Origin of the sequence: Croceibacterium sp. TMG7-5b_MA50 (assembly GCF_039830145.1) — a bacterium.
GTDB lineage: Bacteria > Pseudomonadota > Alphaproteobacteria > Sphingomonadales > Sphingomonadaceae > Croceibacterium.
Map to the genome: position 1 here is coordinate 1062256 of NZ_CP156082.1, position 26270 is coordinate 1088525.

A 26270-nucleotide genomic window follows, 5' to 3' on the forward strand; every position below is an offset into this window, starting at 1 on the left:
TCTAGGGGGTCGGCGCAGGCTCCGGCGCCTCATCGGCACTGACGCTGACGCCGTTGCCGTCCAGCCGGAGGTCGATCGAGGCGCCATCCACATCGCCGGAGATCACCGCCGCGCCATCCTCCAGCCGCAGCACCGGGGCGCCCTCCCCACCCAGCGGGAGATCGCCGATGGCGGGCAGGTCGAGCGGCTGGACCGGGCCACTGGGGTTCGGTGCAGGGGCATCGCGGCGGCGGACGGGCCCGCTCCGTTCCCCCAGGGCCTGCTGCATGAAGTCGCGCCAGATGCGGGCGGGCACGTTGCCGCCGCCGGTGCCGGCGGGAAGCGGGCTGTTATCGTCATTGCCGACCCACACGCCCACCACTAGGTCGCCCGAATAGCCGACGAACAGGGCGTCGCGGCTGTCCTGCGTGGTGCCGGTCTTGCCGAAGTTCGCGCCGCGCAGCATGGCCGCGCGGCCCGTCCCACGATTGACCGCCGTGCGGAGCATCTGTTCCATCGCGGCGTGTTCGTCCGAGCCGACGCTATCTTTGCCATCGAATAGCCAGGCCCACAGTCGCGCCAGCCAGCCACGCTCCTCCACCGGCAGGGCGCGGGGCTGCACCGGGAAGCTGTTGCCGGCGACCCCGGCATAGGCGGCAGTCAGCTCCATCAGCGTCATGGTGGAGGTGCCGAGCGCCAGCGAGGGATCACCTTCCGGCAGGGGAGACGTCACGCCCAGTTCGCGGGCGAGATCGATCACCTGTTCCGACCCGACCTCCCCCAGCAGGCGCACGGCGGCGACGTTGCTGGACCGGGCGAAGGCATCCTCCAGCGTGATGAACTGCGAATAGTTGTCCGCCGCGTTGCCCGGTCGGTAGCTGCCTTCGGTGATCGGCTCGTTGCTGATCGGGTCCTCCGGCTCCCACCCGTCCTCCAGCGCGGCGAGATACACGAACAGCTTGAAGGTGGAGCCGGGCTGGCGGCGCGCCTGGGTGGTGCGGTTGAACGGGCTGTCAGCGTAATCACGCCCGCCGATCATCGCCACCACCTCGCCACTGGTGCGCATCGCCACCAGCGCCACCTGCGCACGGCCGAGCGGCGCGCGTTCGACCGCGCGGCGGGCGGCGTTTTGCAGGCGGCTGTCCAGCGTGGTGACCAGCGTCTGCCGCGCATAGCCGCCCGTGGCGACACGCCGCGCCTGCGGCAACGCCCAATCGGCGAAGTAGGTGCCGGTCGGCAGCGTGCTGCCGTTGCGGACGTCCAGGCGGGGGGCACGCAACGCCTCGGCCTCGGCCGGGGTCAGGTACCCGGCGTCGACCATTGCGCCGACGACCGTCGCCATCCGCTCCCGCGCGAGGCGATAGTTCTTGGTCGGCGCGTAGCGGGACGGCGCCTGCAGCAGGCCCGCCAGCATCGCCGCCTGCGACGGTGTCAGGCGTTCGGGCTGGCGGTGGAAGTAATGCAGGCTCGCCGCCCGGAGGCCGTAAGCATTGTCGCCGAAATAGGCGTTGGACAGATACCGTTCGAGGATCTCGTCCTTGGTCAGCCAGGCCTCCAGCCAGAAGGCGATCAGCGCCTCCCGCCCCTTGCGTCCCAGGCTTTGTTCGGAGGTCAGGAAGGTGAACTTGGCAAGTTGCTGCGTGATGGTGCTGCCGCCCTGCGTGCGCCCGGTGGTTATGTTCCCCCACGCCGCGCGCGCGATGCCCCACGGATCGACGCCCCAGTGATTGTAGAACCGGCGATCCTCGATCGCGAGGAACGCTTCCACCACATGCGGCGGCAGGTCGGCGACGGTGACCGGCGCATCGACATTGGCGCCATTGCGGGCGATCGGCGTGCCGTCGGTTGCCAGCAGGGTGATCTGCGGGGGCACGATCGGCTGCAGGCTCTTGGACAGCGGCGCGGTTACCGCCAGCCATGCGATGACCAGGATCAGAAGCGCGAGCAGCGCCGCCAAGCCATGGCGGATCCACCAGCCGCGTGTCCGCTGCGGCGACAACGCTGGCGGAGCTTCGACCGGCGCGGCCGCGGATGGCCGTGGAGGTGCGCGCCAGTCATCCTCGTCATCGTCCAGGCCATAGAGCGGTGACCAGGGCGCATCCTCCCGGTCGCGCCACGGTTCCGGCGTTTCTTCCCGCCGCGCCGCCCTGCCCGTCAGCCGATCCCACAATGCCATGCCGGCTGTCTTAGCGGACTAATACAGCCGGCGTAAAGAGCCGAGCGATAGCGGCCTTAGCGGGTCGGCCGGGCAACCACGCTTTCGGGCAGTTCGGTGCCGAACACGCGTTGGTAGTATTCCGCCACCAGCATCTTTTCGGCGTCATCGCACTTGTTGAGGAAGCTGAGCCGGAAGGCGAGTGCCGGATCGTTGAAGATTTCCGTATTCTGCGCCCAGGTGATGACGGTGCGCGGGCTCATCACGGTAGAAATGTCCCCGCTCATGAACCCCTGCCGGCTGAGGTCGGCAACGCGAACCATGTCCGCCACCAGCTTGTCGGCCAGCTTCGTCTTGCCGCCGACGATCGCCCGCTCCGTCTCCGCAGGCAGGTAGTTCAGCCCGACGACGATGTTCCACCGGTCCATCTGACCTTGGTTGATTGCCTGGGTGCCATGGTACAGCCCGCTGGTGTCACCCAGGCCGACCGTGTTGGCGGTGGCGAACAGGCGGAAGCCGGCATGCGGCCGGATCACGCGGTTCTGGTCCAGCAGGGTCAGCTTGCCCTCCGCCTCCAGCACGCGCTGGATCACGAACATGACGTCGGGGCGCCCGGCATCATATTCGTCAAACACCAGCGCCACCGGGTGCTGCAGCGCCCAAGGCAGCAGCCCTTCGCGGAATTCCGTCACCTGCAGCCCGTCGCGCAGCACGATGGCATCGCGCCCGATCAGGTCGATACGGCTGATATGCGCGTCCAGGTTAATGCGGATCAGCGGCCAGTTCAGCCGGGCGGCGACCTGTTCGATGTGGGTCGACTTGCCCGTGCCGTGATAGCCCTGCACCATCACGCGGCGATTAAAGGCGAAGCCCGCCAGGATCGCCAGCGTAGTGTCCGCATCGAACACGTAGGTCGGGTCGGCGTCGGGCACCCGCTCGTCCGCCCGGCTGAAGGCCGGCACGGTCATGTCGGTGTCGATGCCGAACACCTCCCGCACGCTGACTTGGACATCGGGGGCCGGCAGCGCGGTGCCGGATTCAGGACTGGTCAACTGGTTCATCGGGCGCCTTGCCTAGACAAGGGTCTGTTGCGCTGCAACCGTGAATGGCTTGCCGGTCAGCCCATCTTGGGCGGCAACCCGAACAGCGCGGCGAACCGACAGGCAAGATCGCGATCGCCGCTGATTTGCACCCCCGCCGCCTCCGCCTCGGCAAGCGGTTGCTTGCCGTAGAACACGCGCAACAAGGGTAGCGGCGTGTCGGCGGCGAAGCCGATTGCGCCATCGCATATCGTTGTCGCACGCCGTACCGGCATGGCCCCGTCCGCCAGATCCGCCACGAAGTCCTCCCCACCAATGGAGAAGTCGGCCCGCACGTCGAGCGAGCGAGCTGCGACCGGGTCAAGCATGGTGCGCAGCGAAAGCATGAAGGCGACGGGCGTCATCGGCAGTTGCGGGTTGTGCGCGGGGGACATGGCAGCCCAGCGCCCGAGCTCCTGGATCGAAGGCTCAAGCGCCAGGCCCCACTCCGTCAGCTCGAATAGCTGCACCGGGGTGGGCGGCGGCAGCCGGCGACGGGTCAGGACACCCGACAGCTCCATGCCTGACAGCCGTTCCGTCAACACCTTGGCGGACAGTCCCGGAAGGCTGGCCTTCAGGTCGGAGAAGCGCAGCGGGCCGAGCATCAATTCCCGCACGATCGGCAGGGTCCAGCGCTCCCCAACCAGTTCCATGGCGAAAGCCATGCCGCAGGCGTCGCGGTACCATCGCCCGTGAACCTGCTGCGCTGACTTGGTAACTTTCTGCGACTCCATGGTTGCTTTTGGTAACCATGGAGTGCATCAAAGTCAAGCAGACGATTCGCAAGCGAACCAGTGGAGTTCCCTATGCCGGAGATGATCTTCGTAAACCTGCCCGTGACGGACCTGCCGCGTTCGACCGACTTCTACACAGCCGCGGGCTTCGCCATGAACCCGGCCTTCTCCAACGATCAGGCGTCCTGCATGGTTTGGTCGGACACGATCTTCGTCATGCTGCTGACCCATGAGTTCTGGAGAACCTTCACCAGCAAGACCATTCCCGGCGCGAAGGAGAGTGCGCAGGTGCTGCTATGCCTTAGTCGTGAGGATCGCGCCGAGGTGGATGCCATGGTCGCCGCTGCCGTACGCGCCGGTGGCGTGCCCGATCCGACGCCGACCCAAGATATGGGCTTCATGTACGGCCGCAGTTTCGAGGATCCAGACGGGCACATCTGGGAAGTGATGTGGATGGATCCGGCCGCCGCGGAGGGTGGCCCGCCGGCGGAAGCCGCCGCTTGATTCAGGTCTCGTCACAAGGAGGTAGCGCATGAACCTGCCAGCCACGCTGAGCGCGTTCGAATGGGTCCCCGATTTCGCCCGCGGGCACGTCCGCGACCTGCGGGTGCGCTGGGCGTGCGAGGAGATCGATCGACCGTATGATGCCGTGTTGCTCGACGCCACACGGCCGCGTGGACCCGACTACACCTGCTGGCAGCCATTCGGCCAGGTTCCCGCCTGGCGGGAGGGGACCCTTTCCATGTTCGAGAGCGGGGCCATCCTGCTGCATCTCGGCGAAACGGACGAGCGGCTGCTGCCGTCAGATCCGCAGACACGGTGGCAGGCTATCAGTTGGCTGTTTGCGGCGCTCAACTCGGTCGAGCCATATGTGGGTCCGCTGGTGGATGTGCGGCTCTTCCATGCCGACCGCCCATGGGCGGAAGACGCCTTTGCCACCTTTCGCCCGGCCGCCGAACAGCGGCTGACGCAACTGAGCGACGCGATTGGGGAGCGCGAGTGGCTGGCCGGGCCTTTCTCCATCGCTGACATCGCAATGGCTACCGTGCTGAAGGATGTCAGCTCCATGAACCTGCTCGATGGGTTCCCCACCCTCGACGCCTATCTGCAGCGGGCTTGCGCCCGCCCGGCCTACGCCCGCGCGCTGCAGGCGCAACTCGACGATTTCCGTGACCAGCCGAAAGCAACGTAAAATCAAGGAGAGAGCACATGTATATCAGCGGATTTCTGCTCGCCGTCCCGGGTGACAAGAAGGAAGCCTATCGCGAGATGGCGGCGGCCGTCGGGCCATTCTTCCAGAAGCACGGCGCGATCGAGATCGTGGAAGCGTGGGAGGAGGATGTCCGCGACGGGCAGCACACCGACTTTCGCATGGCCGTGAAGGCCGAACCCGGCGAGAAGATCGTGTTCTCCTGGATCATCTGGCGCGACAAGGCAGCTGCCGATGCGGCCGAGAAGGCGATGGAGAGCGATCCCGACATGCAGATGCCGGACGAGATGCCGTTCGACGGGAAGCGCATGATCTTCGGTGGCTTCGCCCCGATCTACACTCTCGGCCGCTGACGCCGGACACGGGAGACAGGACATGACCCAGCCTGACAATGCCGGCGGTGACGGCGGCGACTTCATCTGGTACGAACTGGCGGTGCCCGACCCGGCATTGGTACGCGACTTCTACCGGGAGGTCGCGGGCTGGTCCATCGACGAGACCGCCCATGATACCGGCACGGTCGAATACCGGATGATCCGGCGTGCCGATGGCGGCTTTGCCGGCGGCGTGCTGACGATCACGGATCAGATGGCGCAAGGCGGCATGCGGCCGATGTGGCTCGGCTATATCCACCACCCTGACGTCGATGCCGCCGTGCAGGCGATGATCAAGGCGGGCGGAACGACCCTTATGCCGCCATCGGACATGGAGGGTGTCGGCCGCATCGCGCTGCTGGCCGATCCGCAGGCTGCGCCAGTCTACATCATGGCGCCGACGCCGCCGGCGGGCGATCCCGACGCGAAGAGCGACGTCTTCAGCTACATGACCACGGGCCATGTCACCTGGAACGAGTTGATGACGAGCGATCCGGCGGCCGCGATCGCGCTGTATGGCCAACTGTTCGGGTGGTCGCAGGAAGGCTCCATGAACATGGGCGAGTTGGGCGAGTACCAGTTCATCCAGCATGGCGACGATCCGATCGGCGCTGTCATGCCGCTGATGCCGCAGATGGAGCGGTCCTGCTGGAACTTCTACATCGCGGTCGAAGACATTGACCGGGCGGCGGAAGCCGTGACCGCCCGGGGCGGCAGCGTATTCGGCGAGCCGCAGGAGGTGCCCGGCGGCAGCTTTGCCCTCAACGCCCTCGATCCGGCTGGCGCCGCCATCGGCTTCGTCGGCCCGCGCAAGGAGTGACGATGATGAGCAAGGCCACCATCTGCCTGTGGTTCCGCAACAAGGACGCGGCGGAGGCTGCGGCATTCTATGCCGCGACCTTCCCCGACAGCCATGTCGGCCCGACCCTGGCCGCTCCCACGGACTATCCCGCCGGGGTGGCGGGAGACCCGCTGGTCGTCCACTTCACCGTGATGGGCCTGCCCTGCATCGGCCTGAACGGCGGAGAGGCGCCGTGGGACCACGATCTCGCCTTCTCGTTCTCCGTAGAGACGGAGGATCAGGCCGAGACCGACCGGTACTGGGATGCCCTGATCGCCGATGGTGGAGAGGCCGGGCAATGCAGCTGGTGCAAGGACCGGTGGGGTATCTCCTGGCAGATCACTCCGCGCGCGTTGAACGAAGGGATGCGTGACCCTGACCCGGCCGCAGCCGCACGGGTGATGCAGGCGATGATGGGCATGACGAAGATCGATGTGGCCGCCATCGAAGCGGCGCGGAGAGGGTGACGATGGCGGACTCAAACGAACTTTCGGTGACGCGCTTCATCGCGGCGGCGGCGGCGACGGTGTGGGACGTCCTGGCGAACCGGCAGGCGGAATGGTGGTGCCCCGTCCCCTGGTCGGTCGAGATAACCGCGCAGGAACGCCGCGCCGGCGGGCGCTGCGCCATGGTCATGCGCGGTCCGGCGGGGGAGGAGGTGCCGACCGAGGGTGTGTACCTCGCCTGGGATGAAGGGCGGCGGATCGTATCCACCGACGCCTTTACGGGCGACTGGCAACCCGCCGGGCCGTTCATGACCGGCATCTGGGAGATCGAGCCGGAGGGCACCGGCACCCGATATACGGCGCGTGCCCGCCATTGGACGGCGGAGGCGCGCGATCAGCATCTTGCCATGGGCTTCGAACCGGGGTGGAATGCCGTCGCGGACCAGTTCAAGGCCCTGTGCGAAGGAGCATGATCGATGGCGGGGTTCACATTCTTCTTCAATCCGATGAGCCGCGCGCAGATCGCCCGCTGGGCCTTGCACGAGGTGAGCGCCGACTACGATCCGGTGTTCGTTCCGTGGGATGATCGGCCTGCCGCCTTGCTGGCAGCCAACGGGATGGGCAAGCTGCCGACGATCATCCATCACACGAACGAAGGTGACCACGTCATCACCGAATGTGCTGCGGTGTGCCATTATCTGGCGCAGGCAACCCATTCTCCCCTGCTGCCGCAGTCGGGCGAGATGGCGGATTATTTCCGCTGGCTGTTCTTCGGCGCCGGGCCGCTGGAACAGGCGGTGATCAGTCACTCCATGAAGTGGGAGGTCACGGACCGGACGCAGGAGATGATGGTCGGTTTCGGCAGTTACGAACGCACAATGGATGTGCTGGAGAACTGGTTGAAAACACATGATTTCATCTGCGGCAATCGGTTCACCATGGCAGACGTGTATGTCGGATCGCAAGTCGATTGGGGTGTGTCGTTCAAGACCATGCCCGAACGGCCGGGGTTCCTCGCCTATGCCGAGCGCGTGCGGCAGCGGCCCGCCTATCAGGAGGCAAAGGCCATCGACAATGCCCTGATCGCGGAGATGAAGGCGGGCACAAGCGGCTGATTGGACTGGCAAATACCGGCGCGCATCCCATGTCTTCACCAATCAGGAGACCTGCGATGCGCGACGGATCAGCTTTGGCCACTCTGCGACGGCAACCCTGGCATCCGGCGGAGCAGATGCGCCGGCAGCTTGGGCGCAGTGTGCGGCAGATGTTCAACGATCCGGGACGGGGCGAAGCGCCGGTGATCCCGTCCGCAGACGCGCTGTTCGCGCCCGACACGCCGATCCGCATGGTTCATGCGGACGTCACCTCCATGATGGTCGGCGGGGTCGCGGCCTTGCTCTTGCAGATGCTGCATCCCCACGCGTTGCAGGGCGTGCTGGACCATTCCGATTTCCGGCACGACCTCGACCGTCGGCTGCGACGCACCGCCCGCTTCGTCGCGGTGACGACCTATGGCCCGGCAGCCGATGCCGCCCGGGCGATCGAGCGGGTGAATGCCATCCATCGGCACATCAACGGGACGTTGCCGGATGGCACGCCGTACAGCGCGACCGATCCCGCAACGCTGGCCTGGGTTCACCTGGCGGAAGCGTGGTCGTTCCTCAACGCTTATGTCACTCTGGTCCGCCCTGACATGCCCGGCGGGGAGCAGGACGAGTATTACCGCCAGTTTGCCGTGCTGGCCCGCCTGCTGGGCGCAGCCCCAGTGCCCGAAAGCCGTGCGCAGGCAGCCGAGTTGATGGCGGCCATGCGACCCGCCCTCTCCGCCGGACCTGCCCCGCGGCAGGTGGCGCAGGTGGTGTTGAACCATCGCGGCAGCACCATCAGTGCCATGGCACAGCCTGTACTGACGCAGGCGGCGGTCGATCTGCTGCCGCCTTTCGCCCGCACCATGCTCGGCTTGCGCAGTTCGCCCCTGCCCGCGATCAGCACCCGGCTGGCGACCCGCATGCTGGGCGGCACGATCCGGTGGGCGTTGCGCCCGGCCTGAACGGCCGGGAACCTGCAAGGCCGGCCATCGTAAGGCGGGTGCAGGAGGAACCGACACATGGCTACACAGCACGATCACACCGGCAGCGCGATCCATGATCCGGTTGCCGGCATCGCCGATCCGCTGGTGCCCGGCGGATCCATCGCGGTCGCGAACTGGGGCTGGTACCTGGCACGCGGAGTACTGCTGATCGTACTCGGCCTGCTTGCCGCCTTCATGCCCGCTGCGGCGCTGTTCGTGTTCGCGCTGCTGTTCGCCGCCTTCTCCTTCGCCGACGGCATCTTCAACATCATCGCGGGCGTGCGCGGCGCGACGCACCATCGGCAGCGCTGGTGGGCGCTGGTTCTTTCCGGCCTGGTCGGAGTGGCGATCGGCGTGCTGTTTGTGGCTTTCCCCGTCCTCTCCTCAATTGCATATGCGACCGTCGCCGTGCTGCTGATTGCCGCCTGGGCGGTCATCACCGGTGTGGCGGAGATCACCGCCGCGATCCGGTTGCGGCGGGAAATCACCGGCGAATGGCTGCTGGGCCTGTCGGGCGCTGTCTCGGTCCTGCTGGGTGTTGCGCTGTTGTGGCTTGCCATGGGCAATCCGGCAATCAGCGTCGTGTCGGTCGGCTGGCTGATCGCGCTATACGCCCTTGTCGCGGGTATCGCGCTCGTCATCCTGGCCCTGCGACTGCGCAAGCTGCGCTGACGGCCATGCACCGTCTGTTCGTCGGCATCCGCCCGCCGCCCGCGGTGCTGGACGCATTGATCGACGTGCAGGACGGGATCGAAGGTGCCCGCTGGCAGAGCGAGGAGCAACTGCATCTTACGCTGCGCTTCGTGGGCGAGGTGGAGCGCCCCGTCGCCAACGAACTGGCGGAGGCATTGGCGGACCTAGCCGCCCCACCCTTCACGCTGGAGGTGGCAGGCACGGGCCACTTCGAACGCAAGGGCCGCCCACATGCTGTGTGGGCCCATGTTCGCCCGAACCCTTCCCTCGACGTGCTGCACAGCCGGGTCGAACGGGCGTGTCAGCAGGTGGGCCTGCCGCGCGAAACGCGCAGATACGTGCCGCATGTCACGCTGGCGCGCCTTTCAGGCGGCAGCGGCCCGATCCATGGCTGGTTGGCGAGTACCGGCACGTTGCGGGTACCCGCCTGGCCGGTGACGGACTTCGTCCTGTACGAAAGCCACTTGGGCAAAGCTGGCTCAATCTATGATCCGGTGGTGACTTACCCGCTCGGCGCAACCGACACCTCCGCCGTGCCGGTCAGCCGCACCGGCAGATAAAGGCCCTGCCCGGCGGCCTTGAGCTTGCCGGTGGCGACCTCGTCGATCCTGGCCCGGATCACCAGCGGGCCTTCGCGCTTCTCAGCAATTGCGCGGCGTACCTTCACCAGCAGCTCGGCAAAATCACGGTCGAAGTTCTGCGTCAGCGCGCCGGCGATGTAGGCGTCCACCCCCGGCGCATTCGCCAGTTGCAGCAGCAGGTCGCCGCCGGTCATGTCCGTCGTGCCGCTGATCTCCAGTCCGCTGATGCCGACGCGGCGCGATCCCGGCTCGTTCACCGGGGTGCCGGTGAACCAGACCGTTCCGGTCGCCTGCTCCCCTTCGCTGTCCTGCGCCGCGAAGGTCGCACCCACCGCGATGCGTCCGCCGGTCGTGCCGTAGATGGTGACCCGGTCGAACCGCGCCCGTACCGGACCCAGGCCAGGCACCTCGAACGGCCGCTGCGATCGCCGTTGCAACGCGCGCAGCAATACCGGCTCTAACTGCCGGTAGTCGGCGATGACCGGGATGAAGAACGACAATCGCCCACTTCCCCGCTGTAACGGCTGAAGCGGTGGCAGCGGCGTGGCCGGCGGGTCGGTCGGACGATCGCCGATGAACGTCTCGGTCGTGGCGGCGAGGCCCAGGTTCAGCCGCAGTCGGCCCTCCGCGATGCGGTACCCGCCATACCGCAGGGCCTGTGGCGTGATCCGCATCCACACCGGCGGGTTCTCCCGATTGAGGGAGATGCTGGTGAAGGCGCTGCGCCATGCACGACCGATCTGCTCGCGCACCTGCAACCGCCCGATCTCCCCCGGCAGCTCCCGTTCCAGTCGGGCGATGATCGGCCTGAGCTCGCGATCGGCGGCCTCGGCGAACTCGATCCGCTGGCCGAGGAAATCGACATGCGGTTCGTCCCGCCAGTCATAGCGGATGTCGATCGTGCCGCGCGGGGTCCAGTCACGGGCCAGGTCGATGCGGATCACCGCACGGGCCATGGCGGTGGCGGTCGCGGTCTCCCGCTTCAGCACGCCGCCGATATCCTCCGCCCGCACGACCGCGTTCAGCGGCATGGCGAGGATGATCTCCTCTCCCGAGCCAGCCAGTTGCAATGGACCGCGGGTGACCTCGCCCCGGATGCGACACCGCACGGTCGGCGTCTTGATGGTGGCGATGCCGATGTCGATCCGGCGGGACGGGACGCAGGCCTGCCCCGGCCGGTCGATCTGCCACAATTGCCGCGGCAGACGCCGCTCCAGCACCGCCGCCAGATTGCCGAGATCCGCGTCGACCGGCACGGCAAGGAAGGATTCCACCCGTTCCACCGGGATGGGATCGTTGGCGCGTGGCGGCGCCCCGTCGCCCCCGCGCCCGCTGCAGCCCGCGGTGACGAGCAGCAGCGCGACGCCGGCGGTGTTGCGGTAACCCATGCAGCATCACTCCCCCGATGGCAGGGGAGCAATGCGCGAACAGCTTAGTTGGTTGCTGGCGGCAGCTGCAGCCCAGTCCAATGCGCCAGGAAAGCGAGAATGTCGGCGGATTCGGCGATCGCCTTGTCCGTCGGCTTGCCCGCGCCGTGCCCTGCGCGCGTCTCGATACGGATCAACTGCGGACGGGGACCGAGATCGCTCGCCTGCAGGGTAGATACATATTTGAAGCTGTGCCCCGGCACCACGCGATCGTCCGTGTCGGCCGTCGTCACCAGCAGCGCCGGATAAGGCGTGCCGGCCTTCACGTTGTGCAACGGGCTGTAGGCGCGCAGGGTCCGGAAGTCGTCCGCCCGGTCGGGATAGCCGTAATCGTCCACCCAGTACCGGCCGGCAGTCCAGCGGTCGAACCGCAGCATATCCATCACGCCCACCGCGGCATTGCCGGCGGCGAACAGGTCCGGCCGCTGGTTGACCACCGCGCCGACCAGCAACCCGCCGTTCGATCCACCCTGGATCGCAAGCCCTTCCTGGGAGGTGACACCCTCCGCCTTCAGGAACTCGCCCGCGGCGATGAAGTCGTCGAACACGTTCTGCTTGTTCGCCAGCCGTCCACCATCGTGCCACGCCTTGCCGTATTCGCCGCCGCCACGAATGTTGGCGAGCGCCCAGGCGCCACCCGCCTCCACCCAGGCGAGCCGGCTGGCGGCGAAGCCCGGCGTCAGCGAGATGTCGAACCCGCCATAACCGTACAACAGCGTCGGAACCGGCTGCCCGGCGGCAGCAACATCCTTGCGCCGCATCACGAACATGGGAACGCGGGTGCCGTCCTTCGACTGGTAGAAGCGCTGTTCCACCACGAAATTCGCGGGGTCGAAGGTCAGGCGGGGCTGGAAGAACGGCGTGCTCTCCAGCGATCCCACCGCCAGTCGGCTGATCGCGGCGGGCTGGTTGAAGGAGGAGAAGCTGTAGAACGCCTCATCATCGCCCGGCTCCCCGCTGATGCCGCCCATCGAACCGATGCCGGGCAGCGGCAGTCGCGCCTGTTCCGTGCCCTGCCGGTCGAACACGGTCGCGGCGGACTTCGCATCCTCCAGATAGGACAGGATCAGCCGGTCGCCGACCAGCGCGGCGCTTTCGATCACGCTGTCACGCTGCGCCACCACCGGCTGCCACTGCCGGTCGCCCGCCATATTGACGGCGACCACACGGTACATCGGCGCGTCCTGATTGGTGACGAACCACAGCCGGTCGCCCACACCGTCCACCAGCGACCACGAGTTCTCAAACCCGGTGACCAGCGGCACCGGCTGCCATCCTTTCGCCTCGCGGGCGGACAGGTCGATCGCATGCACCTCGTACCGCGCATCGGTGCCGAGCGAGGAGGTGACGATCGCCCACTTGCCGTCGGAGGTGACGCTGGCCGTATGCCCCTGCTTCGGGTGGTCGGGCGTCGAATAGACCAGCTGGTCCTCGCTCTGCGGCGTGCCCAGCCGGTGGTAGTAGACCGCCTGGTTGTAGTTCAACGCCTGAAAGTCCTGGCCGGCTTCCGGCTCCGGGAAGCGGGAATAGAGGAAGCCGTCATTGCCGACCCAGGCAAGTCCGGTGAACTTCGCCCAGCGGATCTCGTCCTGCAGCGGCTGCCCGGTGGTCACATCCAGCGCGCGGATGATGCGCCAGTCGGTGCCGCCATCCTGCACCGCATACAGCAGCTTGCCGCCATCGGGCGATGCGGACCAGTCGGCAAGCGCGGTGGCGCCGTCATCGGCCCAGGCATTCGGATCGAGTAGCAGGCGCGGCTCTGCGGTCAGGCTGTCCCGGACATAGAGCGGCGACTGGTTCTGCAGCCCGCTGTTCATCGTCTGGAAGTAGCGCCCGCCCCGCTTCACCGGGGTGGACACGCGCTGGAAATCGGTCAGCTCCGCGATGCGCGCCGCCAGTTCAGCCCGGCCGGGCAGTTGCTGCAGATAGGCCTGCGTCACCGCATTCTGCTGCTCTACCCACTGGGCGACCTCGGCATCGTTGCGGACGTCGTTCTCCAGCCAGCGGTACGGATCGGCGATCGTCTCACCGTGCAGGACGTCGGTGGTCTGGGTGGTGGCGGTCTCCGGATAGGCGGGCGCTGGCAGCGGGGTCATCATGGTTGCGGCGGCAAGCAGGGCAAGGTTCAAGGCAGGCGATCCGTTTATGATCAAGACTATGCCGCAACCGTAGCGCCGCCGGCCGCGGGATCAAGGGGCCGTGCCGGACGCTCAGCCGGCCGCGGCGACGATGGCAGCCCAGCCGGCCTCGTCGATGACCTCGATGCCCAGCTCCGCCGCCTTCTTCAGCTTGGAGCCGGCGCCCGGTCCCGCGACGATCAGGTCCGTCTTCGGGCTGACCGATCCGGCGGCGCGCGCACCCAGCCGCTCGGCCTGCGCCTTTGCCTCGTCGCGGCTCATCGTCTCCAGCTTGCCGGTGAACACCACGATCTTGCCGGCGACCGCGCTGTCGCGGGTCTCCACGGTGAATGGCGGAGGATCGACCTCCCGCAGCAGGTCGTCCCACAGGTGCTGGTTGTGCGGTTCGTGGAAGAAATCGCCCAGCGCCTCGACCACGACGGGCCCTACGCCGTCGATCGCCAGCATCTCCGCCGCGGCATCGGTGTCGCCGCCCCGCGCACGCTCGGCCACATCGCGCAGGGCGGGCAGCGTGGTGAAATGCTTCAGCAGATCACGCGCGGTAACCGCGCCGACATGCCGGATGCCTAGCCCGAACAGCAGGCGCGCCGCGTCCGGGCGGCGCTTCGCTTCGATGTTCGCCAACAGGTTGTCCACAGACTTGTCCTGCCAGCCTTCCCGTCCGATCAGCTCGTCGCGATGCCGTCGCAAGCGGAAGATCGCCGCCGGACCATCGGCCAGCCAGCCGAGGTCGAGGAACTCGGCCACGCTTTTCTCGCCCAGCCCTTCGATATCCAGCGCGCCGCGGCTGACGAAATGGCGCAGCCGCTCGAACGCCTGCGCCCGGCAGACGAGGCCGCCGGTGCAGCGCACATCGACCTCGCCCTCTGCCGCGACTGCCTCGCTGCCGCAGACTGGGCAATGGTCGGGGAACACATATGCCTCGCGCGCAGCATCGCGGCTCAAATTGTCGACCACCTGCGGGATCACGTCGCCGGCACGCTGTATGACCACCCGGTCGCCGGGCCTGACGCCCAGCCGCGCGATCTCGTCCCGGTTGTGCAACGTCACGTTGGTGACGGTGACGCCGCCCACCAGCACGGGAGCGAGGCGGCCCACCGGGGTGAGTTTGCCAGTCCGGCCGACCTGAATGTCGATACTCTGCAGCGTGGTCTCCGCGCGTTCCGCCGGGAACTTGTGTGCCAGCGCCCAGCGCGGCGCCTTGGCGACGAAGCCGAGACGCTGCTGCAGTGCCAGGCTGTCCACCTTGTAGACCACACCGTCAATGTCATAGGCGAGCCCGGCGCGGCGACTCCCGATCCCGCGATAATGCGCCAGCATCGCATCCGTGCTGTCCACCCGCACCAGATCGGGCGAGATCGGAAAGCCCCAGCCCGCCAGCGCCTGCATGACCGCGAACTGCGTATCGCCGGGCAAGGCACTGGCAACGCCCCAGCCATGCGCCAGGAAACGCAGCGGCCGATCCGCCGTGACCCGCGCATCCTTCTGCCGCAAGGACCCGGCGGCGGCATTGCGCGGATTGGCGAACTGGCGGACGGAGCCCTCATCGAAGGCATCCCCTGCCGCCCCGCGCGCCTCCTCCATCATCCGCGCGTTGAGTGCGGCAAATGCCTGTTTTTCCATGTAGACCTCGCCCCGCACCTCGAACAAATCGGGGGCGTCATCCGGCAGGGTCTGCAGAATATCGGCGATATGCGCGACATTGGCCGTGACGTTCTCCCCCACGCTGCCGTCCCCGCGCGTTGCGGCGAGGACCAGGCGGCGATCCTCGTACCGCAGCGAGCAGGACAGACCGTCGATCTTGTCCTCCGCAGTGAAGGCCAGCGGTTCTTCGGCGGGCAGGCTCAGGAACCGGCGGACGCGGGTAACGAACTCCGCCACCTCCTCATCCGCGAAGGCATTGTCGAGGCTCATCATGCGCTGCGCATGGGTGACCTTGGACAGGGGCGAGGCGGCGACCTCGTGCCCGACGGCGTTGCTGGGCGAGTCAGGTCGCACCAGGTGTGGAAAGGCGGCTTCCAGTTCCGCATTGCGGCGGACCAGCGCGTCGTACTCCGCGTCGCTGACCTCCGGTGCGTCGTCGGCGTGGTACAGCCGGTTGTGCCGCGCGATGCTGCGCGCCAGCCGCATCAACTCGTTGGCGGCCTCCGCTTCCGGTATGTCGATCATTGCGCGATCAGGCGATGATCGCCGGCAAAGGTCCAGCGCCCATCGTGCCAGCGCATGATCCAGCGGGTGGCGGGGCTGCCCGGTGCGTTGGTCCAGCCGGTACAGATCACCGTATCGGCGCATTCGAGGCCATAGGCCTGCAGCAGCACCGCGCGCTCGCCGGTCAGGCGGTCGATCCAGCCGGGCGGCTGTTCGCAGCGGGATCGGGGCGCCAGCCTGGGGAAGCGTGCCATCAGCGCCTTCTCCGCCTCCGCGGGCAGCCCGCCGGGGGACAGGTCGACGCACACGGTTGGCGGATCGGCCGCGGCGCCGGGACCGGCGAAGAAGGTCAGCAAAGCGTGTTCGAGCAAGGCCGGGCCGGGTTCAACCTGATCCTGCGCCAAGGGCGGCAACGCGGGATCGTGCGCGACCGGGGCACAGGCACCGGCAAGGAACAGCAGCAGGGGGGCAGCGCGAATCATGTCAGAACTCCACCCCTGCGGGCAGCTTTGCGCCGTCGAAGGCCTTATCGGCAAAGGGACCATCACGATCGATCCAATGCAGGAATAGATGCGCGGACCAACGGTTGGGGTTGGGCTGCGTGCGCCCGTGATGATGGTGGACGCCGCGGTATAGCACCGCATCGCCCACCGCCATCGCGGCGGAGGCGGCATGCTCCCCCGCCCTGAAGGCGGTGTCCGCCCGTTCGTAGGGATCGCCTTCGATGGCCACCCGCGCAACCTCCAGCGGCCATGGCAGGTTGTCGGCATAGCCGAGCGTCAGGGACAGGCTGTGTTCGCAAGATGGGCGGTCGCCATGCACGCGGCAGATGTCGCCCTGCCGGTAGACACGGAAGTAGCAGTAGGACGGCAGCAAAGCCGCCCCGCTTAGCTGCTGCACCACCGGGGTCAGTCCCCAGTGGAACGTCGCGAAGGGGGCGTAATGATGACCGTAGAGCTCGATCGCCGGTGACGTCAGCAATGGTCCCTGCTGTTGCAGGCGGCCGAGATCGACGCCCTGGCGCGCCAGATCAGCCCGCATCCGCGCGAGCAGGCCCAATGCGACCTCCCGCGAGATCAGCGCGCCCAGATGCTGGTAGCCGTCGGCGTAATAATCGCCGGCTAGAATTTGCATCACACCCCTTCCAGCAGGCGTTCGGCCTGCGCGCGGGCTTCGCTGGTGATCTCTGCGCCGGACAGCATGCGCGCGATCTCCTCCTGCCGGCCCGCTTCGTCAAGCAGGGTGACTGAGGTACGCGTGACGGTGCCCTCGCTGGACTTGGCGATAAGGTAATGCGTCCCGCCCCGCGCGGCTACTTGTGGGCTGTGCGTTACCGCCAGCAGCTGGCCGCCGTTACCCGCCAACCGCGCCAGCCGCTCCCCAATTGCGCTGGCGACCGCACCGCCGACGCCGCGGTCAATTTCGTCGAAGATGATCGTCGCCGCCCCGCCCTGCTCCGCCAGCGCGACCTTCAGCGCCAGAATGAAGCGCGACAGCTCGCCCCCGCTGGCGATCTTGTTCAGCGGCGCGAAGGGCGCGCCGGGATTGGTGGCGATCAGGAACTCGACAGCATCGGTGCCATGCGGTCCCCAGCGATCTTCCGGCAAGGCCGTGACCGCTGTCTGGAAGCGAGCGGCATCCAGTCTGAGCGGCGCCAGCTCCGCCGCGACTGCCGCGTCCAGCCGTGCGGCGGCTTCGACACGGATCGCATGCAGCGCCTCCGCCGCCTGGCGGTAGGCGGCGCCGGTGCGCGCCTCCTCCGCCGCCAGTACCGCGATTTCCGCGTCACCGGCCTCGATCGCATCGAGCGCGGCGCGCATCGCCAGCATGCGGGCGGGAAGGTCGTCGGGCTCGCAGCCGTGCTTGCGGGCGAGCGCGCGCAGGTCGAACAGGCGGGTCTCCACCCGGTCCAGCTCGTTGGGATCAAAGGCCAGCGCATCGGCGGCCTCCGTCAGGCGGTCCTCCGCCTCCCCCGCTTCGATCACGGCACGGTCCAGCGAGGCCAAGGCATCGGCCAGCAGGGGGTGCTCGCCCGCGATCCGGTCCAGCCGGCGCGCGGCGATCCGCAGCTGCGCCAGCGCGCTGTCCGACCCGTCCCATACCTGCCGCAGCGTATCGAGATCGCCCGCCAGCCGTTCCCCCCGCTGCATGTCGGCGCGGCGCAGGGCGAGCTGCTGCTCCTCCCCCTCCTGCGGTTCGGCAGTGGTCAGCTCGGCGAGGTGGGCCAGCAGCAGGTCCTGCTCCGCTCGGGCGGCTTCCACGCTGGACCGTGCTTCGGACAGCCGGCTTTCCGCCGCCCGCCAGAGAGCCCAGGCCTGTTCCACCCTGACGACCTCACCGCCGGCATAGCGGTCGAGCAGCGCGCGGTGGCCCCGTGGATTGACGAGGCCGCGATCGTCATGCTGGCCATGCAGTTCCACCAGCGCAGGCGCGATCTGGCGGAGCAACGCGGCGCTGACCGGCTGGTCGTTGATGAACGCCTTGGACCCGCCATCGGCGCGGACGCGGCGGCGGATTATTAGCGGCTCACCGCTATCCGCCTCCACCTCGGCATCGGCCAGCGCCTCCGCAATGGCGGGTGGCAGTTGCGCGAATTCGAAGCTGGCGGTGACATTCGCCTGATCGGTGCCGGCGCGCACCAGCAGCGTTTCCGCGCGGTTGCCCAGTACCAGGCCCAGTGCGTCGAGCAGGATCGACTTGCCCGCGCCCGTTTCGCCCGTCAGCACGCCCAGCCCGCGCCCGAAGGCGAGGTCCAGCGCCTCTATCAGCACGACGTTGCGGATGGCGAGGGCGGTGAGCATCGTTCACCAACCGTTCTAGTGCATCATGGTTGCCGCGTCACCAGCAACCCTCACCCGATCAGTTGCCCAAGGCGGCGACCTGCGCCTCGGCTTCGGGCGCGTGCTTCTCCATCAAGTCGAACGCCTTTTCGTACCACTCGCTGCCCGGATAATTCGCGCCCAGCACGGCGGCGTATTTCTGCGCCTCCGCCGGGATACCGAGCGCCAGACTGGTCTCGGTCAGGCGGTACAGCGCCTCCGCCGCGTGGCTGGTGGTTTGGTAGTTTTCCACCACGTTGCGGAAGCGGATCTGCGCCGACAGCCAATTGCCCGCCCGTTCGTAGAAGCGGCCGATCTCCATGTCCTTGCCGGCCAGGTGATCGTTGACGAGGTCGACCTTCAGCCGGGCATCCGCCGCATACTCGCTGGACGGGTAGCGCCGCTGCACTTCCGTCAGGGCGGTCAGCGCCTGTTCGGTGATGCGCTGATCGCGATCCACGTCGCTGATCTGCTCGTAATAGGACATGGCGATCAGGTAATAGGCATAGGGCGCGTCGCGGTTGCCGGGATGGATCGACAGGAAGCGTTGCGCCGATTGGATCGCCTGGTTGTAGTCGCGCTGCAGGTAGTAGGCGAACGCGCTCATCAACTGCGCCCGGCGGGCCCAGGGCGAATAGGGGTGCTGGCGCTCCACCTCGTCGAACAGGGGTGCGGCGCGTTGCAGATCGCCGCGGTCCAGCCGATCCTTCGCGGCGGTGTAGAGCGATTCCACGTCCCGCGCGACGTAGGCGGTGTCGATGCCCTTGTCCCCGCCGCCGGAGGCGCAGGCGGACAAAGCGGCGGTAACGGCGAGGAGGGGCAGAGCGCGCAGGTACATCGCGCGGCTATAGCCCCGGCGGCAATGAACGCCAAGTGAGCGGGTGGCCGAGAGGATCACGGGCATCTATTCCTCCCCCATGCGCAGCGCCGCGATGAACGCTTCCTGCGGGATGGAAACGTTGCCGTATTCGCGCATCCGCGCCTTGCCCTTCTTCTGCTTTTCCAGCAGCTTCTTCTTGCGGCTGATATCACCGCCATAGCACTTGGCGGTCACGTCCTTGCGCAGCGCGGCGATGGTCTCGCGCGCGATCACCTTGCCGCCGATTGCGGCCTGGATCGGGATTTTGAACAGATGGCGCGGGATCAGGTCCTTCAGCCGTTCGCACATGCCACGCCCGCGCTCCTCCGCCACGGAGCGGTGGACGATCAGGCTGAGTGCATCGACCGGCTCGTTGTTCACCAGGATGTTCATCTTGACGAGATCGCCCTCCCGCAATCCGATCTGCTCGTAATCGAAAGAGGCGTAGCCGCGGCTGATGCTCTTCAGCCGGTCGTAGAAGTCGAACACCACCTCGTTCAGCGGCAGTTCGTAGGTCACCTGCGCCCGGCCACCCACATAGGTCAGTTCGGTCTGGATGCCGCGGCGATCCTGGCAGAGCTTCAGGATGGAGCCGAGATATTCATCCGGCGTGTAGATCACGGCCTTGATCCACGGCTCCTCGATCGTCTCGATCCGGCTGGGATCGGGATAGTCGGCCGGGTTGTGCAGCAGGACGGTGGCGGCATCCTCCGTCTTGGAGGCGCGCAGCTGGATGCGGTAGACGACGCTCGGCGCCGTGGTGATGAGGTCGAGGTCGTATTCGCGGCTCAGCCGTTCCTGGATGATCTCCAGGTGCAGCAGGCCCAGGAAGCCGCAGCGGAAGCCGAAGCCTAGAGCAGCGCTGGTCTCCATTTCGAAGGAGAAGCTGGCATCGTTCAGCCGCAGCTTGGCGATGCTTTCACGCAGCTTCTCGAAATCGGCGGCATCGACCGGGAACAGGCCGCAGAACACCACCGGCTGCACTTCCTTGTAGCCGGGCAGCGCCTTGGTCGCCCCGCCCTTCACCGTGGTGATCGTGTCGCCGACGCGCGCCTGCTCCACCTCCTTGATCTGGGCGGTGATGAAGCCGATCTCGCCGGGGCCGATCTCCGGCAGTTCCACACGCTTGGGCGTGAAGCAGCCCACGCGGTCCACCAGATGTTCGGTGCCGCCCTGCATGAACTTGACGCTGAGGCCCTTCTTCAGCGCGCCGTCGATCACCCGCACCAGAATGACGACGCCGAGATACGGATCGTACCAGCTGTCCACCAGCGAGGCCTTCAGCGGGGCAGCGCGATCGCCGGCGGGCGCGGGAATGCGCTTCACCACCGCTTCCAGCACATCCTCGATCCCGATACCGGACTTGGCGCTGGCCAGCACCGCGTCCGACGCGTCGAGGCCGATGATGTCCTCGATCTCCGCCTTCACCTTCTCCGGCTCCGCCGCGGGCAGGTCGATCTTGTTGATGACGCTGACGATCTCGTGATCGTGCTCGATCGACTGGTAGACGTTTGCCAGCGTCTGCGCCTCGACCCCTTGCGCCGCATCCACCACAAGCAGCGCGCCCTCGCACGCGGCGAGGCTGCGGCTGACCTCGTAGGCGAAATCGACGTGGCCGGGCGTGTCCATCAGGTTCAGCTCGTACGTCTCGCCATCCTTGGCGGTGTAGCTGAGGCGCACGGTCTGCGCCTTGATGGTGATCCCGCGCTCCTTCTCGATATCCATGTTGTCGAGCACTTGCTCGCTCATCTCGCGATCGGTCAGCCCGCCGGTGAACTGGATCAGCCGGTCCGCCAGGGTGGACTTGCCATGGTCGATATGCGCGATGATGGAGAAGTTGCGGATGCGGGAAAGCTCGGTCATCCGCCGCCGTTAGCAGCGGGTGGGCCGGTTGGGGAGTGGTTCTGCGTCGCCGCCGATCGTGCGTGTCAGGTTTACACGCAACGGGCGAAATGTGCGCGGATGCGGTGGTACTCGGTCGGGTCCTCGGCACCGGTGACATCTATGCGGTCCAGACCGCGAACAAGGCCGAGAAGCGCGGAAGTGACGGGTTTCTGCTGCACGCCGGTGAACATGCCCCGCCACAGACGCGGCCGCAGCGCGCCGGTGAGGGCCAGCGGCGCACGGTCGGCCGGTGTAAACTTCCAGCGTGGTTGTGTGCGGCCGGTGATCGCGGTGTTCCACGCGGTGTTGAAGGAGCCTGCATCGGGGTGGCGGCGCAGACGATAGGCACTGGCGCGGCTGAGGCCGATCGCCCGTGCGGCGGTGCGGACACAGCCGCTTTGCGCAAGGAGGCCGATGAAGCGCGCCTGACGCTGCGGCGTCCAGCCATCCCGGCGGGCGCGCAGCGGAACGGGCAGGAAGGCGGGAATGCGCAGGTAGCGTTGCAGGGGCTTGCGACGGCGCGGGGCGGTGTTGCGACGGTTGCTCATGCACGGCGGGGTAGCGCCGGCGCAGGGGTGTAGGAAAATGGATTGGCAGCACCGCGCCATGGAGGACCAATCTTCGTCGGATTTGGACCGGAGCAACGTCGCCGCGGATCAAGTCCGGGCCGAGGTGGTTCAGCGGGGAGGCGTTCCTGTTCGAAGGCTGACCGACCGGCCTGGCGATGGCGGCAAAGGGGGAGAATCCTGTGATCCTGAAGAAGCGAATGATGTCTTTCTGTAAGGTTGGCCTGCTGACGGCCGCCCTTGCGACAACAGTGCCACTGCAGGCCCAGTTCAACCTTGGCAGTGCCCTCAACTCGGCCAGGAGGGTGATGGAAGCCGTCACCATCTCGGACGCGGAGATCGTGTCCATGTTCGGCCAGATGTCCGACGAGATGGATCGCATCAATCCGGTGGCGCCGCCCGATGACCCTTACGCGCAACGTCTGGCCGCGTTGACCAGTGGTCTCGAGAATTATGACGGCCTGAACCTCGACATCAAGGCCTACCGGGTGGCCGACGTCAACGCGTTCGCCATGGGCGATGGCACGGTGCGCGTAATGGCCGGGCTGATGGACGGGTTTGAAGACAACGAGATCCGCTGCGTGATCGGCCACGAGATCGGGCACGTAAAGCTGCAGCATTCCGCGAAGCGTCTGAAAACTGCGCTGCAGCAGGATGCCGCGTTGAGCGTCGCCGGCACAGCCAGCGGCGAGGTGCGCCAGCTTGCCGAATCCCAATTGGGTCAACTGGTCGGTCAAGTGGTCAATGCGCAGTTCTCCCAAGCCGATGAGACGGCAGCCGACGACTACGCGCTGACCTTCATGCGTAACAACAATTACGATGTGCAAGGCTGCCCGGCGGCAATGGACAAGCTGGCGGCGCTGGGCGGCGGCAGCGGCGGCGTGGCCCTGCTGCAGACCCATCCCAGCCCGGAAGCCCGCGCGCGGCGTATGCGAAGGCAGCTCGACTGAGTGCTGCCGCGCATAGGACGCTGAACGTCCGCGGCGGAGCGTGGTCGGAAGTTGACGTGGCAGGCTAACGCCCCATGTTCGGGTCGCGGTGACCACGTTCCCGCCCCCTGTCGGGTGATCAAGTCCGGGACGGCCCGGCAGCTTGGAAGGAGGCTGCCTTGGCCTGGATTGCACTTGTTCTTGCCGGTCTGTTCGAGATCGGCTGGCCCGTCGGACTGAAGATGGCGCAATCGCCGGCGACGCGCTGGCCAGGCATCGCCATGGCCATCGGTTTCATGGCGGTGAGCGGATCGCTGCTGTGGATCGCGCAACGGCAGATCCCGATCGGGACCGCCTACGCCGTCTGGACCGGGATCGGCGCGGCCGGCACGTTCCTGGTCGGCGTGATGATCTACGGCGATCCGACCTCGCTGGCACGTTATGCCGGGGTGGCGCTGATCATCGCCGGTGTCGTGACGCTCAAACTGGCGCATTAGAGGGCGGTGCACCATCCTCCCCATGCGGCGCATGGGGAGGACGGGTGTAGCGGTCAGGCGTGGGCGCCGTGGCAGTGCTTGTACTTGTTGCCGCTGCCGCACGGGCACGGGGCGTTGCGGCTGATTTCCTGCCCGGCCCAGGGATCGGTGCCGTCCGCCCCGCCCGGCCCGGCGGCGGCCATCGGCGCCCCGGCGAGGGACCCCAGCAGCGCCTCCTGCCCGGTCGCCCGGCTGGAATTGTCACTGTCGTCGGTGCCGAAGAACGGGTCGATATGCCCGGTCAGGAAGTCGGGCAGTTCAGGCAGCGGCGGCGGGGCGACGGGTTGCGGCATGCGCAGCTCGCTCTTCATCAGCACCCGCGTCACGTCGGTGCGGATGCCCTCCAGCATCGCCTCGAACAGGCCGAACGCCTCCTGCTTGTATTCGTTGATCGGGGTCTTCTGCGCGTAGGAGCGCAGGAACACCACCTGGCGCAGCGCGTCCAGCGTCGCCAGGTGCTCCTTCCAGTTGAAGTCCATCCGGTCGAGCAGGACGCCCTTTTCCACCTGGCGCCAGACCTGCGGGTCGATATCGGCGAGCTTCGCGGCCATCTTCGCGTCCGCCAGAGCGACGATCCGCTCCTCCAGCACCTCGGGCTCGACCGCTTCCTCCGCCAGCCAGTCGTCCAGCGGCAGGTCGAGGCCGAGGACGTCGTCCGCCTTTTCCCTCAGCCCGGAGATGTCCCACTGTTCGGGGTAGGAGCCGGGGGGGCAGGCATTGGCGACCATGGTGTTGATCGCGTCCTGCCGCATGTCGGCGACGACATCGTCCACCGCCTCGGCATCCATGATCTCCGCGCGCTGCTCGTACACGACCTTGCGCTGGTCGTTCATGACGTTGTCGTATTCGACGACCTGCTTGCGCGCCTCGTAATTGCGCGCCTCCACCTTCTTCTGCGCGGTCTCGATCGCGCGGCTCATCCAGCGGGACGGAGGCAGCGCTTCCCCATCCTGGAGGTTGGCGTTGACCATCTTGGAGAACATCGTTTCCGGCCCGAAGATGCGCAGCAGGTCATCCTCCAGGCACAGGTAGAAGCGCGACAGGCCCGGATCCCCCTGGCGCCCGGTGCGGCCGCGCAGCTGGTTGTCGATGCGGCGGCTTTCGTGGCGTTCGGTGCCGAGCACGAACAGGCCGCCGGCGGCGCGCACCTGCTCCCGCTCCGCCAGGATGTCGGCCCTGATCCGCTCAATCGCGGCGTCACGCTCCGGCCCCTCCGGCATGTCGCGCAGCTCGTCCTCGACGCGGAATTCGACATTGCCGCCAAGCTGGATGTCGGTGCCGCGGCCGGCCATGTTGGTGGCGATGGTGACGGCGCCGAGGCGGCCCGCCTGCGCCACGATATGCGCCTCCTGCTCGTGGAAGCGGGCGTTGAGGACCGCGTGCTTCACGCCCTCCTCGTTCAGGAAGCGGCTGAGCAGTTCCGACTTCTCGATACTGACGGTGCCGACCAGCACCGGCTGCCCGATCTCGTTCTTTTCGCGAATGGCGCGGGCGATCGCGCGGAACTTGTCGGCGGTGTTCTTGTAGAACTCGTCCTCCTCGTCGATGCGCTGGACGGGGACATTGGTGGGGATCTCCACCACGTTGAGCTTGTAGATGTCCCAGAATTCCACCGATTCCGTGGCGGCGGTGCCGGTCATGCCGGACAGCTTGGGATACATGCGGAAATAGTTCTGGAAGGTGATCGAGGCCATGGTCTGGTTCTCGGGCTCGATCTTCACGCCCTCCTTCGCCTCAACCGCCTGATGCAGGCCGTTGGACCAGCGGCGCCCGTCCATCATGCGGCCGGTGAATTCGTCGATGATGACGACCTTGTCGTCCTTCACGATGTAGTCGATGTCGCGCTTGAACATGACCACCGCCTTCAGCGCCTGGTCCAGATGGTGGACGACCATCGTGTTCTCGACATCGTAGAGATTGTCGGTCGCCAGCAGCCCGGCGGCGGCGAGGCGGCGTTCCACCTCCTCGGTCCCGTCTTCCGTCAGCTGCACGTTGCGGCTCTTCTCGTCCGCCTCGTAATATTCGGGCTCAAGCTGCTTCACCACGGCGTCGAGCGAGATGTACAGGTCGCTCTTGTCATCCGTGGGGCCGCTGATGATGAGCGGGGTGCGCGCCTCGTCGATCAGGATGGAGTCCACCTCGTCCACGATGGCGTAGTTGAATGGGCGGTGGACCTGCTGGCCGCGATCCTGCTTCATGTTGTCGCGCAGGTAATCGAAGCCGAATTCGTTGTTGGTACCGTAGGTAATGTCGGCGGCATACGCCTCCCGCCGGATATGTTCGGGCAGGTTGGGCACGATCACGCCGGTCGTCAGCCCCAGCCAGCCATACAGGCGGCCCATGGTTTCCGCATCGCGGCTGGCGAGGTAATCGTTGACGGTGACGACGTGGACGCCCTTCCCCGGCAGGGCGTTCAGATAGGTGGCGAGCGTCGCCACCAGCGTCTTGCCCTCGCCCGTGCGCATCTCCGCGATCTCACCCCGGTGCAGCACGATGCCGCCGACCATCTGCACGTCGAAATGACGCATGCCCATGACGCGCACCGACGCCTCCCGCACGGTGGCGAAGGCTTCGGGCAGGATGTCGTCCAGCGAGGTGCCGGCGGCAAGCTGGTCGCGGAACTTCGCCGTCTGTGCCTGCAGGGTGGCATCGTCCATCGCCTGCATCTCTGGCTCGAGCGCGTTGATGCGGTCGACGACCTTGCCGATCGCCTTGACGTAACGATCATTGGCGGAGCCGAACCACGATTTGGCGAGCGACTGGAACATGGGCGATCTTTCGATAAGGAACCGCCGCGAGCC

The 26270-nt window shown here is 67.0% G+C and carries 25 protein-coding genes; 12 read left to right on the forward strand and 13 right to left on the reverse strand.

The window, feature by feature from the left end:
- Window position 1 precedes the first annotated feature (1 nt).
- From V5740_RS05265 to V5740_RS05275, 3 genes are read right to left on the reverse strand one after another with little or no spacing between them, the layout of a single operon-like run.
- Entirely contained in the window at window positions 2-2155 is a 2154-nt protein-coding gene (locus tag V5740_RS05265; RefSeq protein WP_347304024.1) for a transglycosylase domain-containing protein, read from the reverse strand.
- Window positions 2156-2211: 56 nt separating this feature from the next.
- On the reverse strand, window positions 2212-3195 hold the full coding sequence (locus V5740_RS05270; protein WP_347304025.1) for an AAA family ATPase: 984 nt from the start codon (window positions 3193-3195) through the stop codon (window positions 2212-2214).
- Between the two features lie 56 nt (window positions 3196-3251).
- On the reverse strand, window positions 3252-3947 hold the full coding sequence (locus V5740_RS05275; protein WP_347304026.1) for a helix-turn-helix domain-containing protein: 696 nt from the start codon (window positions 3945-3947) through the stop codon (window positions 3252-3254).
- A 72-nt stretch (window positions 3948-4019) separates the two neighbouring features.
- On the opposite strand from V5740_RS05275, the gene V5740_RS05280 reads away from it, so the two are divergent.
- The 10 genes from V5740_RS05280 to thpR are packed head-to-tail and all read left to right on the forward strand — an operon-like array spanning window position 4020 to window position 10142.
- Complete coding sequence (locus V5740_RS05280; RefSeq protein ID WP_347304027.1) at window positions 4020-4451, forward strand: VOC family protein; 432 nt, start codon at window positions 4020-4022, stop codon at window positions 4449-4451.
- 28 nt (window positions 4452-4479) lie between these two features.
- Window positions 4480-5139, forward strand: a complete 660-nt coding sequence (locus V5740_RS05285; RefSeq protein ID WP_347304028.1) for a glutathione S-transferase family protein — start codon at window positions 4480-4482, stop codon at window positions 5137-5139.
- Between the two features lie 17 nt (window positions 5140-5156).
- Window positions 5157-5510 carry a DUF1428 domain-containing protein gene (locus V5740_RS05290; RefSeq protein ID WP_347304029.1) on the forward strand — a complete coding sequence of 118 codons (354 nt, stop codon included), beginning with the start codon at window positions 5157-5159 and terminating at the stop codon, window positions 5508-5510.
- A gap of 22 nt (window positions 5511-5532) precedes the next feature.
- Window positions 5533-6351: a VOC family protein gene (locus tag V5740_RS05295; protein ID WP_347304030.1), complete on the forward strand. Its 819-nt coding sequence runs from the start codon at window positions 5533-5535 to the stop codon at window positions 6349-6351.
- Window positions 6352-6353: 2 nt separating this feature from the next.
- The gene (locus V5740_RS05300) at window positions 6354-6839 is read left to right on the forward strand and encodes a VOC family protein (RefSeq protein ID WP_347304031.1); all 486 of its coding nucleotides are present in this window, start codon (window positions 6354-6356) and stop codon (window positions 6837-6839) included.
- Between the two features lie 2 nt (window positions 6840-6841).
- Window positions 6842-7291, forward strand: a complete 450-nt coding sequence (locus V5740_RS05305; RefSeq protein WP_347304032.1) for an SRPBCC domain-containing protein — start codon at window positions 6842-6844, stop codon at window positions 7289-7291.
- Between the two features lie 3 nt (window positions 7292-7294).
- Window positions 7295-7933: a glutathione S-transferase family protein gene (locus tag V5740_RS05310; protein WP_347304033.1), complete on the forward strand. Its 639-nt coding sequence runs from the start codon at window positions 7295-7297 to the stop codon at window positions 7931-7933.
- 56 nt (window positions 7934-7989) lie between these two features.
- Entirely contained in the window at window positions 7990-8868 is an 879-nt protein-coding gene (locus tag V5740_RS05315) for an oxygenase MpaB family protein (protein ID WP_347304034.1), read from the forward strand.
- Window positions 8869-8925: 57 nt separating this feature from the next.
- Complete coding sequence (locus tag V5740_RS05320; protein WP_347304035.1) at window positions 8926-9561, forward strand: DUF308 domain-containing protein; 636 nt, start codon at window positions 8926-8928, stop codon at window positions 9559-9561.
- A gap of 5 nt (window positions 9562-9566) precedes the next feature.
- The gene (thpR, locus tag V5740_RS05325) at window positions 9567-10142 is read left to right on the forward strand and encodes an RNA 2',3'-cyclic phosphodiesterase (protein ID WP_347304036.1); all 576 of its coding nucleotides are present in this window, start codon (window positions 9567-9569) and stop codon (window positions 10140-10142) included.
- On the opposite strand, the gene V5740_RS05330 is transcribed toward thpR, so the two are convergent.
- The 9 genes from V5740_RS05330 to V5740_RS05370 form a co-directional block, all read right to left on the reverse strand.
- Complete coding sequence (locus V5740_RS05330) at window positions 10085-11551, reverse strand: DUF4403 family protein (RefSeq protein WP_347304037.1); 1467 nt, start codon at window positions 11549-11551, stop codon at window positions 10085-10087. The two genes, thpR and V5740_RS05330, sit on opposite strands and share 58 nt — an antisense overlap.
- 44 nt (window positions 11552-11595) lie before the next feature.
- The gene (locus tag V5740_RS05335; protein ID WP_347304038.1) at window positions 11596-13689 is read right to left on the reverse strand and encodes a prolyl oligopeptidase family serine peptidase; all 2094 of its coding nucleotides are present in this window, start codon (window positions 13687-13689) and stop codon (window positions 11596-11598) included.
- Between the two features lie 111 nt (window positions 13690-13800).
- Window positions 13801-15897, reverse strand: coding sequence for an NAD-dependent DNA ligase LigA (gene ligA, locus V5740_RS05340; protein WP_347304039.1), 2097 nt, complete (start codon window positions 15895-15897; stop codon window positions 13801-13803).
- A complete protein-coding gene (locus tag V5740_RS05345; protein ID WP_347304040.1) occupies window positions 15894-16358 on the reverse strand; it encodes a hypothetical protein in 465 nt (154 codons plus the stop codon). The genes ligA and V5740_RS05345 overlap by 4 nt, the downstream gene beginning before the upstream one ends.
- A 1-nt stretch (window position 16359) precedes the next feature.
- Window positions 16360-17010, reverse strand: coding sequence for a hypothetical protein (locus V5740_RS05350; protein ID WP_347304041.1), 651 nt, complete (start codon window positions 17008-17010; stop codon window positions 16360-16362).
- The gene (recN, locus tag V5740_RS05355) at window positions 17010-18677 is read right to left on the reverse strand and encodes a DNA repair protein RecN (RefSeq protein ID WP_347304042.1); all 1668 of its coding nucleotides are present in this window, start codon (window positions 18675-18677) and stop codon (window positions 17010-17012) included. Before recN ends, V5740_RS05350 begins: the two co-directional genes overlap by 1 nt.
- Before the next feature lie 58 nt (window positions 18678-18735).
- Window positions 18736-19533, reverse strand: coding sequence for an outer membrane protein assembly factor BamD (locus tag V5740_RS05360; RefSeq protein WP_347304451.1), 798 nt, complete (start codon window positions 19531-19533; stop codon window positions 18736-18738).
- Window positions 19534-19599: 66 nt separating this feature from the next.
- Window positions 19600-21417, reverse strand: a complete 1818-nt coding sequence (gene lepA, locus V5740_RS05365) for a translation elongation factor 4 (RefSeq protein ID WP_347304043.1) — start codon at window positions 21415-21417, stop codon at window positions 19600-19602.
- 71 nt (window positions 21418-21488) lie between these two features.
- Window positions 21489-21986 carry a hypothetical protein gene (locus V5740_RS05370; protein ID WP_347304044.1) on the reverse strand — a complete coding sequence of 166 codons (498 nt, stop codon included), beginning with the start codon at window positions 21984-21986 and terminating at the stop codon, window positions 21489-21491.
- A gap of 200 nt (window positions 21987-22186) precedes the next feature.
- Between V5740_RS05370 and V5740_RS05375 the strand changes: the two genes are divergently transcribed.
- Window positions 22187-22954 carry a M48 family metalloprotease gene (locus tag V5740_RS05375; protein WP_347304045.1) on the forward strand — a complete coding sequence of 256 codons (768 nt, stop codon included), beginning with the start codon at window positions 22187-22189 and terminating at the stop codon, window positions 22952-22954.
- Between the two features lie 158 nt (window positions 22955-23112).
- Entirely contained in the window at window positions 23113-23430 is a 318-nt protein-coding gene (locus V5740_RS05380) for a multidrug efflux SMR transporter (RefSeq protein WP_347304046.1), read from the forward strand.
- A 53-nt stretch (window positions 23431-23483) separates the two neighbouring features.
- On the opposite strand, the gene secA is transcribed toward V5740_RS05380, so the two are convergent.
- Window positions 23484-26237 (reverse strand): preprotein translocase subunit SecA, encoded by a 2754-nt coding sequence (secA, locus tag V5740_RS05385; protein ID WP_347304047.1) that lies wholly within the window; start codon window positions 26235-26237, stop codon window positions 23484-23486.
- Window positions 26238-26270: the final 33 nt, after the last annotated feature.

What these genes read in the sequence shown, in the direction of transcription:
- V5740_RS05265 (WP_347304024.1), bottom strand. Translation starts at nt 2,155, where the DNA reads ATGGCATTGTGGGATCGGCTGACGGGCAGGGCGGCGCGGCGGGAAGAA.
- V5740_RS05270 (WP_347304025.1), bottom strand. Translation starts at nt 3,195, where the DNA reads ATGAACCAGTTGACCAGTCCTGAATCCGGCACCGCGCTGCCGGCCCCC.
- V5740_RS05275 (WP_347304026.1), bottom strand. Translation starts at nt 3,947, where the DNA reads ATGGAGTCGCAGAAAGTTACCAAGTCAGCGCAGCAGGTTCACGGGCGA.
- V5740_RS05280 (WP_347304027.1), top strand. Translation starts at nt 4,020, where the DNA reads ATGCCGGAGATGATCTTCGTAAACCTGCCCGTGACGGACCTGCCGCGT.
- V5740_RS05285 (WP_347304028.1), top strand. Translation starts at nt 4,480, where the DNA reads ATGAACCTGCCAGCCACGCTGAGCGCGTTCGAATGGGTCCCCGATTTC.
- V5740_RS05290 (WP_347304029.1), top strand. Translation starts at nt 5,157, where the DNA reads ATGTATATCAGCGGATTTCTGCTCGCCGTCCCGGGTGACAAGAAGGAA.
- V5740_RS05295 (WP_347304030.1), top strand. Translation starts at nt 5,533, where the DNA reads ATGACCCAGCCTGACAATGCCGGCGGTGACGGCGGCGACTTCATCTGG.
- V5740_RS05300 (WP_347304031.1), top strand. Translation starts at nt 6,354, where the DNA reads ATGATGAGCAAGGCCACCATCTGCCTGTGGTTCCGCAACAAGGACGCG.
- V5740_RS05305 (WP_347304032.1), top strand. Translation starts at nt 6,842, where the DNA reads ATGGCGGACTCAAACGAACTTTCGGTGACGCGCTTCATCGCGGCGGCG.
- V5740_RS05310 (WP_347304033.1), top strand. Translation starts at nt 7,295, where the DNA reads ATGGCGGGGTTCACATTCTTCTTCAATCCGATGAGCCGCGCGCAGATC.
- V5740_RS05315 (WP_347304034.1), top strand. Translation starts at nt 7,990, where the DNA reads ATGCGCGACGGATCAGCTTTGGCCACTCTGCGACGGCAACCCTGGCAT.
- V5740_RS05320 (WP_347304035.1), top strand. Translation starts at nt 8,926, where the DNA reads ATGGCTACACAGCACGATCACACCGGCAGCGCGATCCATGATCCGGTT.
- thpR (WP_347304036.1), top strand. Translation starts at nt 9,567, where the DNA reads ATGCACCGTCTGTTCGTCGGCATCCGCCCGCCGCCCGCGGTGCTGGAC.
- V5740_RS05330 (WP_347304037.1), bottom strand. Translation starts at nt 11,551, where the DNA reads ATGGGTTACCGCAACACCGCCGGCGTCGCGCTGCTGCTCGTCACCGCG.
- V5740_RS05335 (WP_347304038.1), bottom strand. Translation starts at nt 13,689, where the DNA reads ATGATGACCCCGCTGCCAGCGCCCGCCTATCCGGAGACCGCCACCACC.
- ligA (WP_347304039.1), bottom strand. Translation starts at nt 15,897, where the DNA reads ATGATCGACATACCGGAAGCGGAGGCCGCCAACGAGTTGATGCGGCTG.
- V5740_RS05345 (WP_347304040.1), bottom strand. Translation starts at nt 16,358, where the DNA reads ATGATTCGCGCTGCCCCCCTGCTGCTGTTCCTTGCCGGTGCCTGTGCC.
- V5740_RS05350 (WP_347304041.1), bottom strand. Translation starts at nt 17,010, where the DNA reads ATGCAAATTCTAGCCGGCGATTATTACGCCGACGGCTACCAGCATCTG.
- recN (WP_347304042.1), bottom strand. Translation starts at nt 18,677, where the DNA reads ATGCTCACCGCCCTCGCCATCCGCAACGTCGTGCTGATAGAGGCGCTG.
- V5740_RS05360 (WP_347304451.1), bottom strand. Translation starts at nt 19,533, where the DNA reads ATGTACCTGCGCGCTCTGCCCCTCCTCGCCGTTACCGCCGCTTTGTCC.
- lepA (WP_347304043.1), bottom strand. Translation starts at nt 21,417, where the DNA reads ATGACCGAGCTTTCCCGCATCCGCAACTTCTCCATCATCGCGCATATC.
- V5740_RS05370 (WP_347304044.1), bottom strand. Translation starts at nt 21,986, where the DNA reads ATGAGCAACCGTCGCAACACCGCCCCGCGCCGTCGCAAGCCCCTGCAA.
- secA (WP_347304047.1), bottom strand. Translation starts at nt 26,237, where the DNA reads ATGTTCCAGTCGCTCGCCAAATCGTGGTTCGGCTCCGCCAATGATCGT.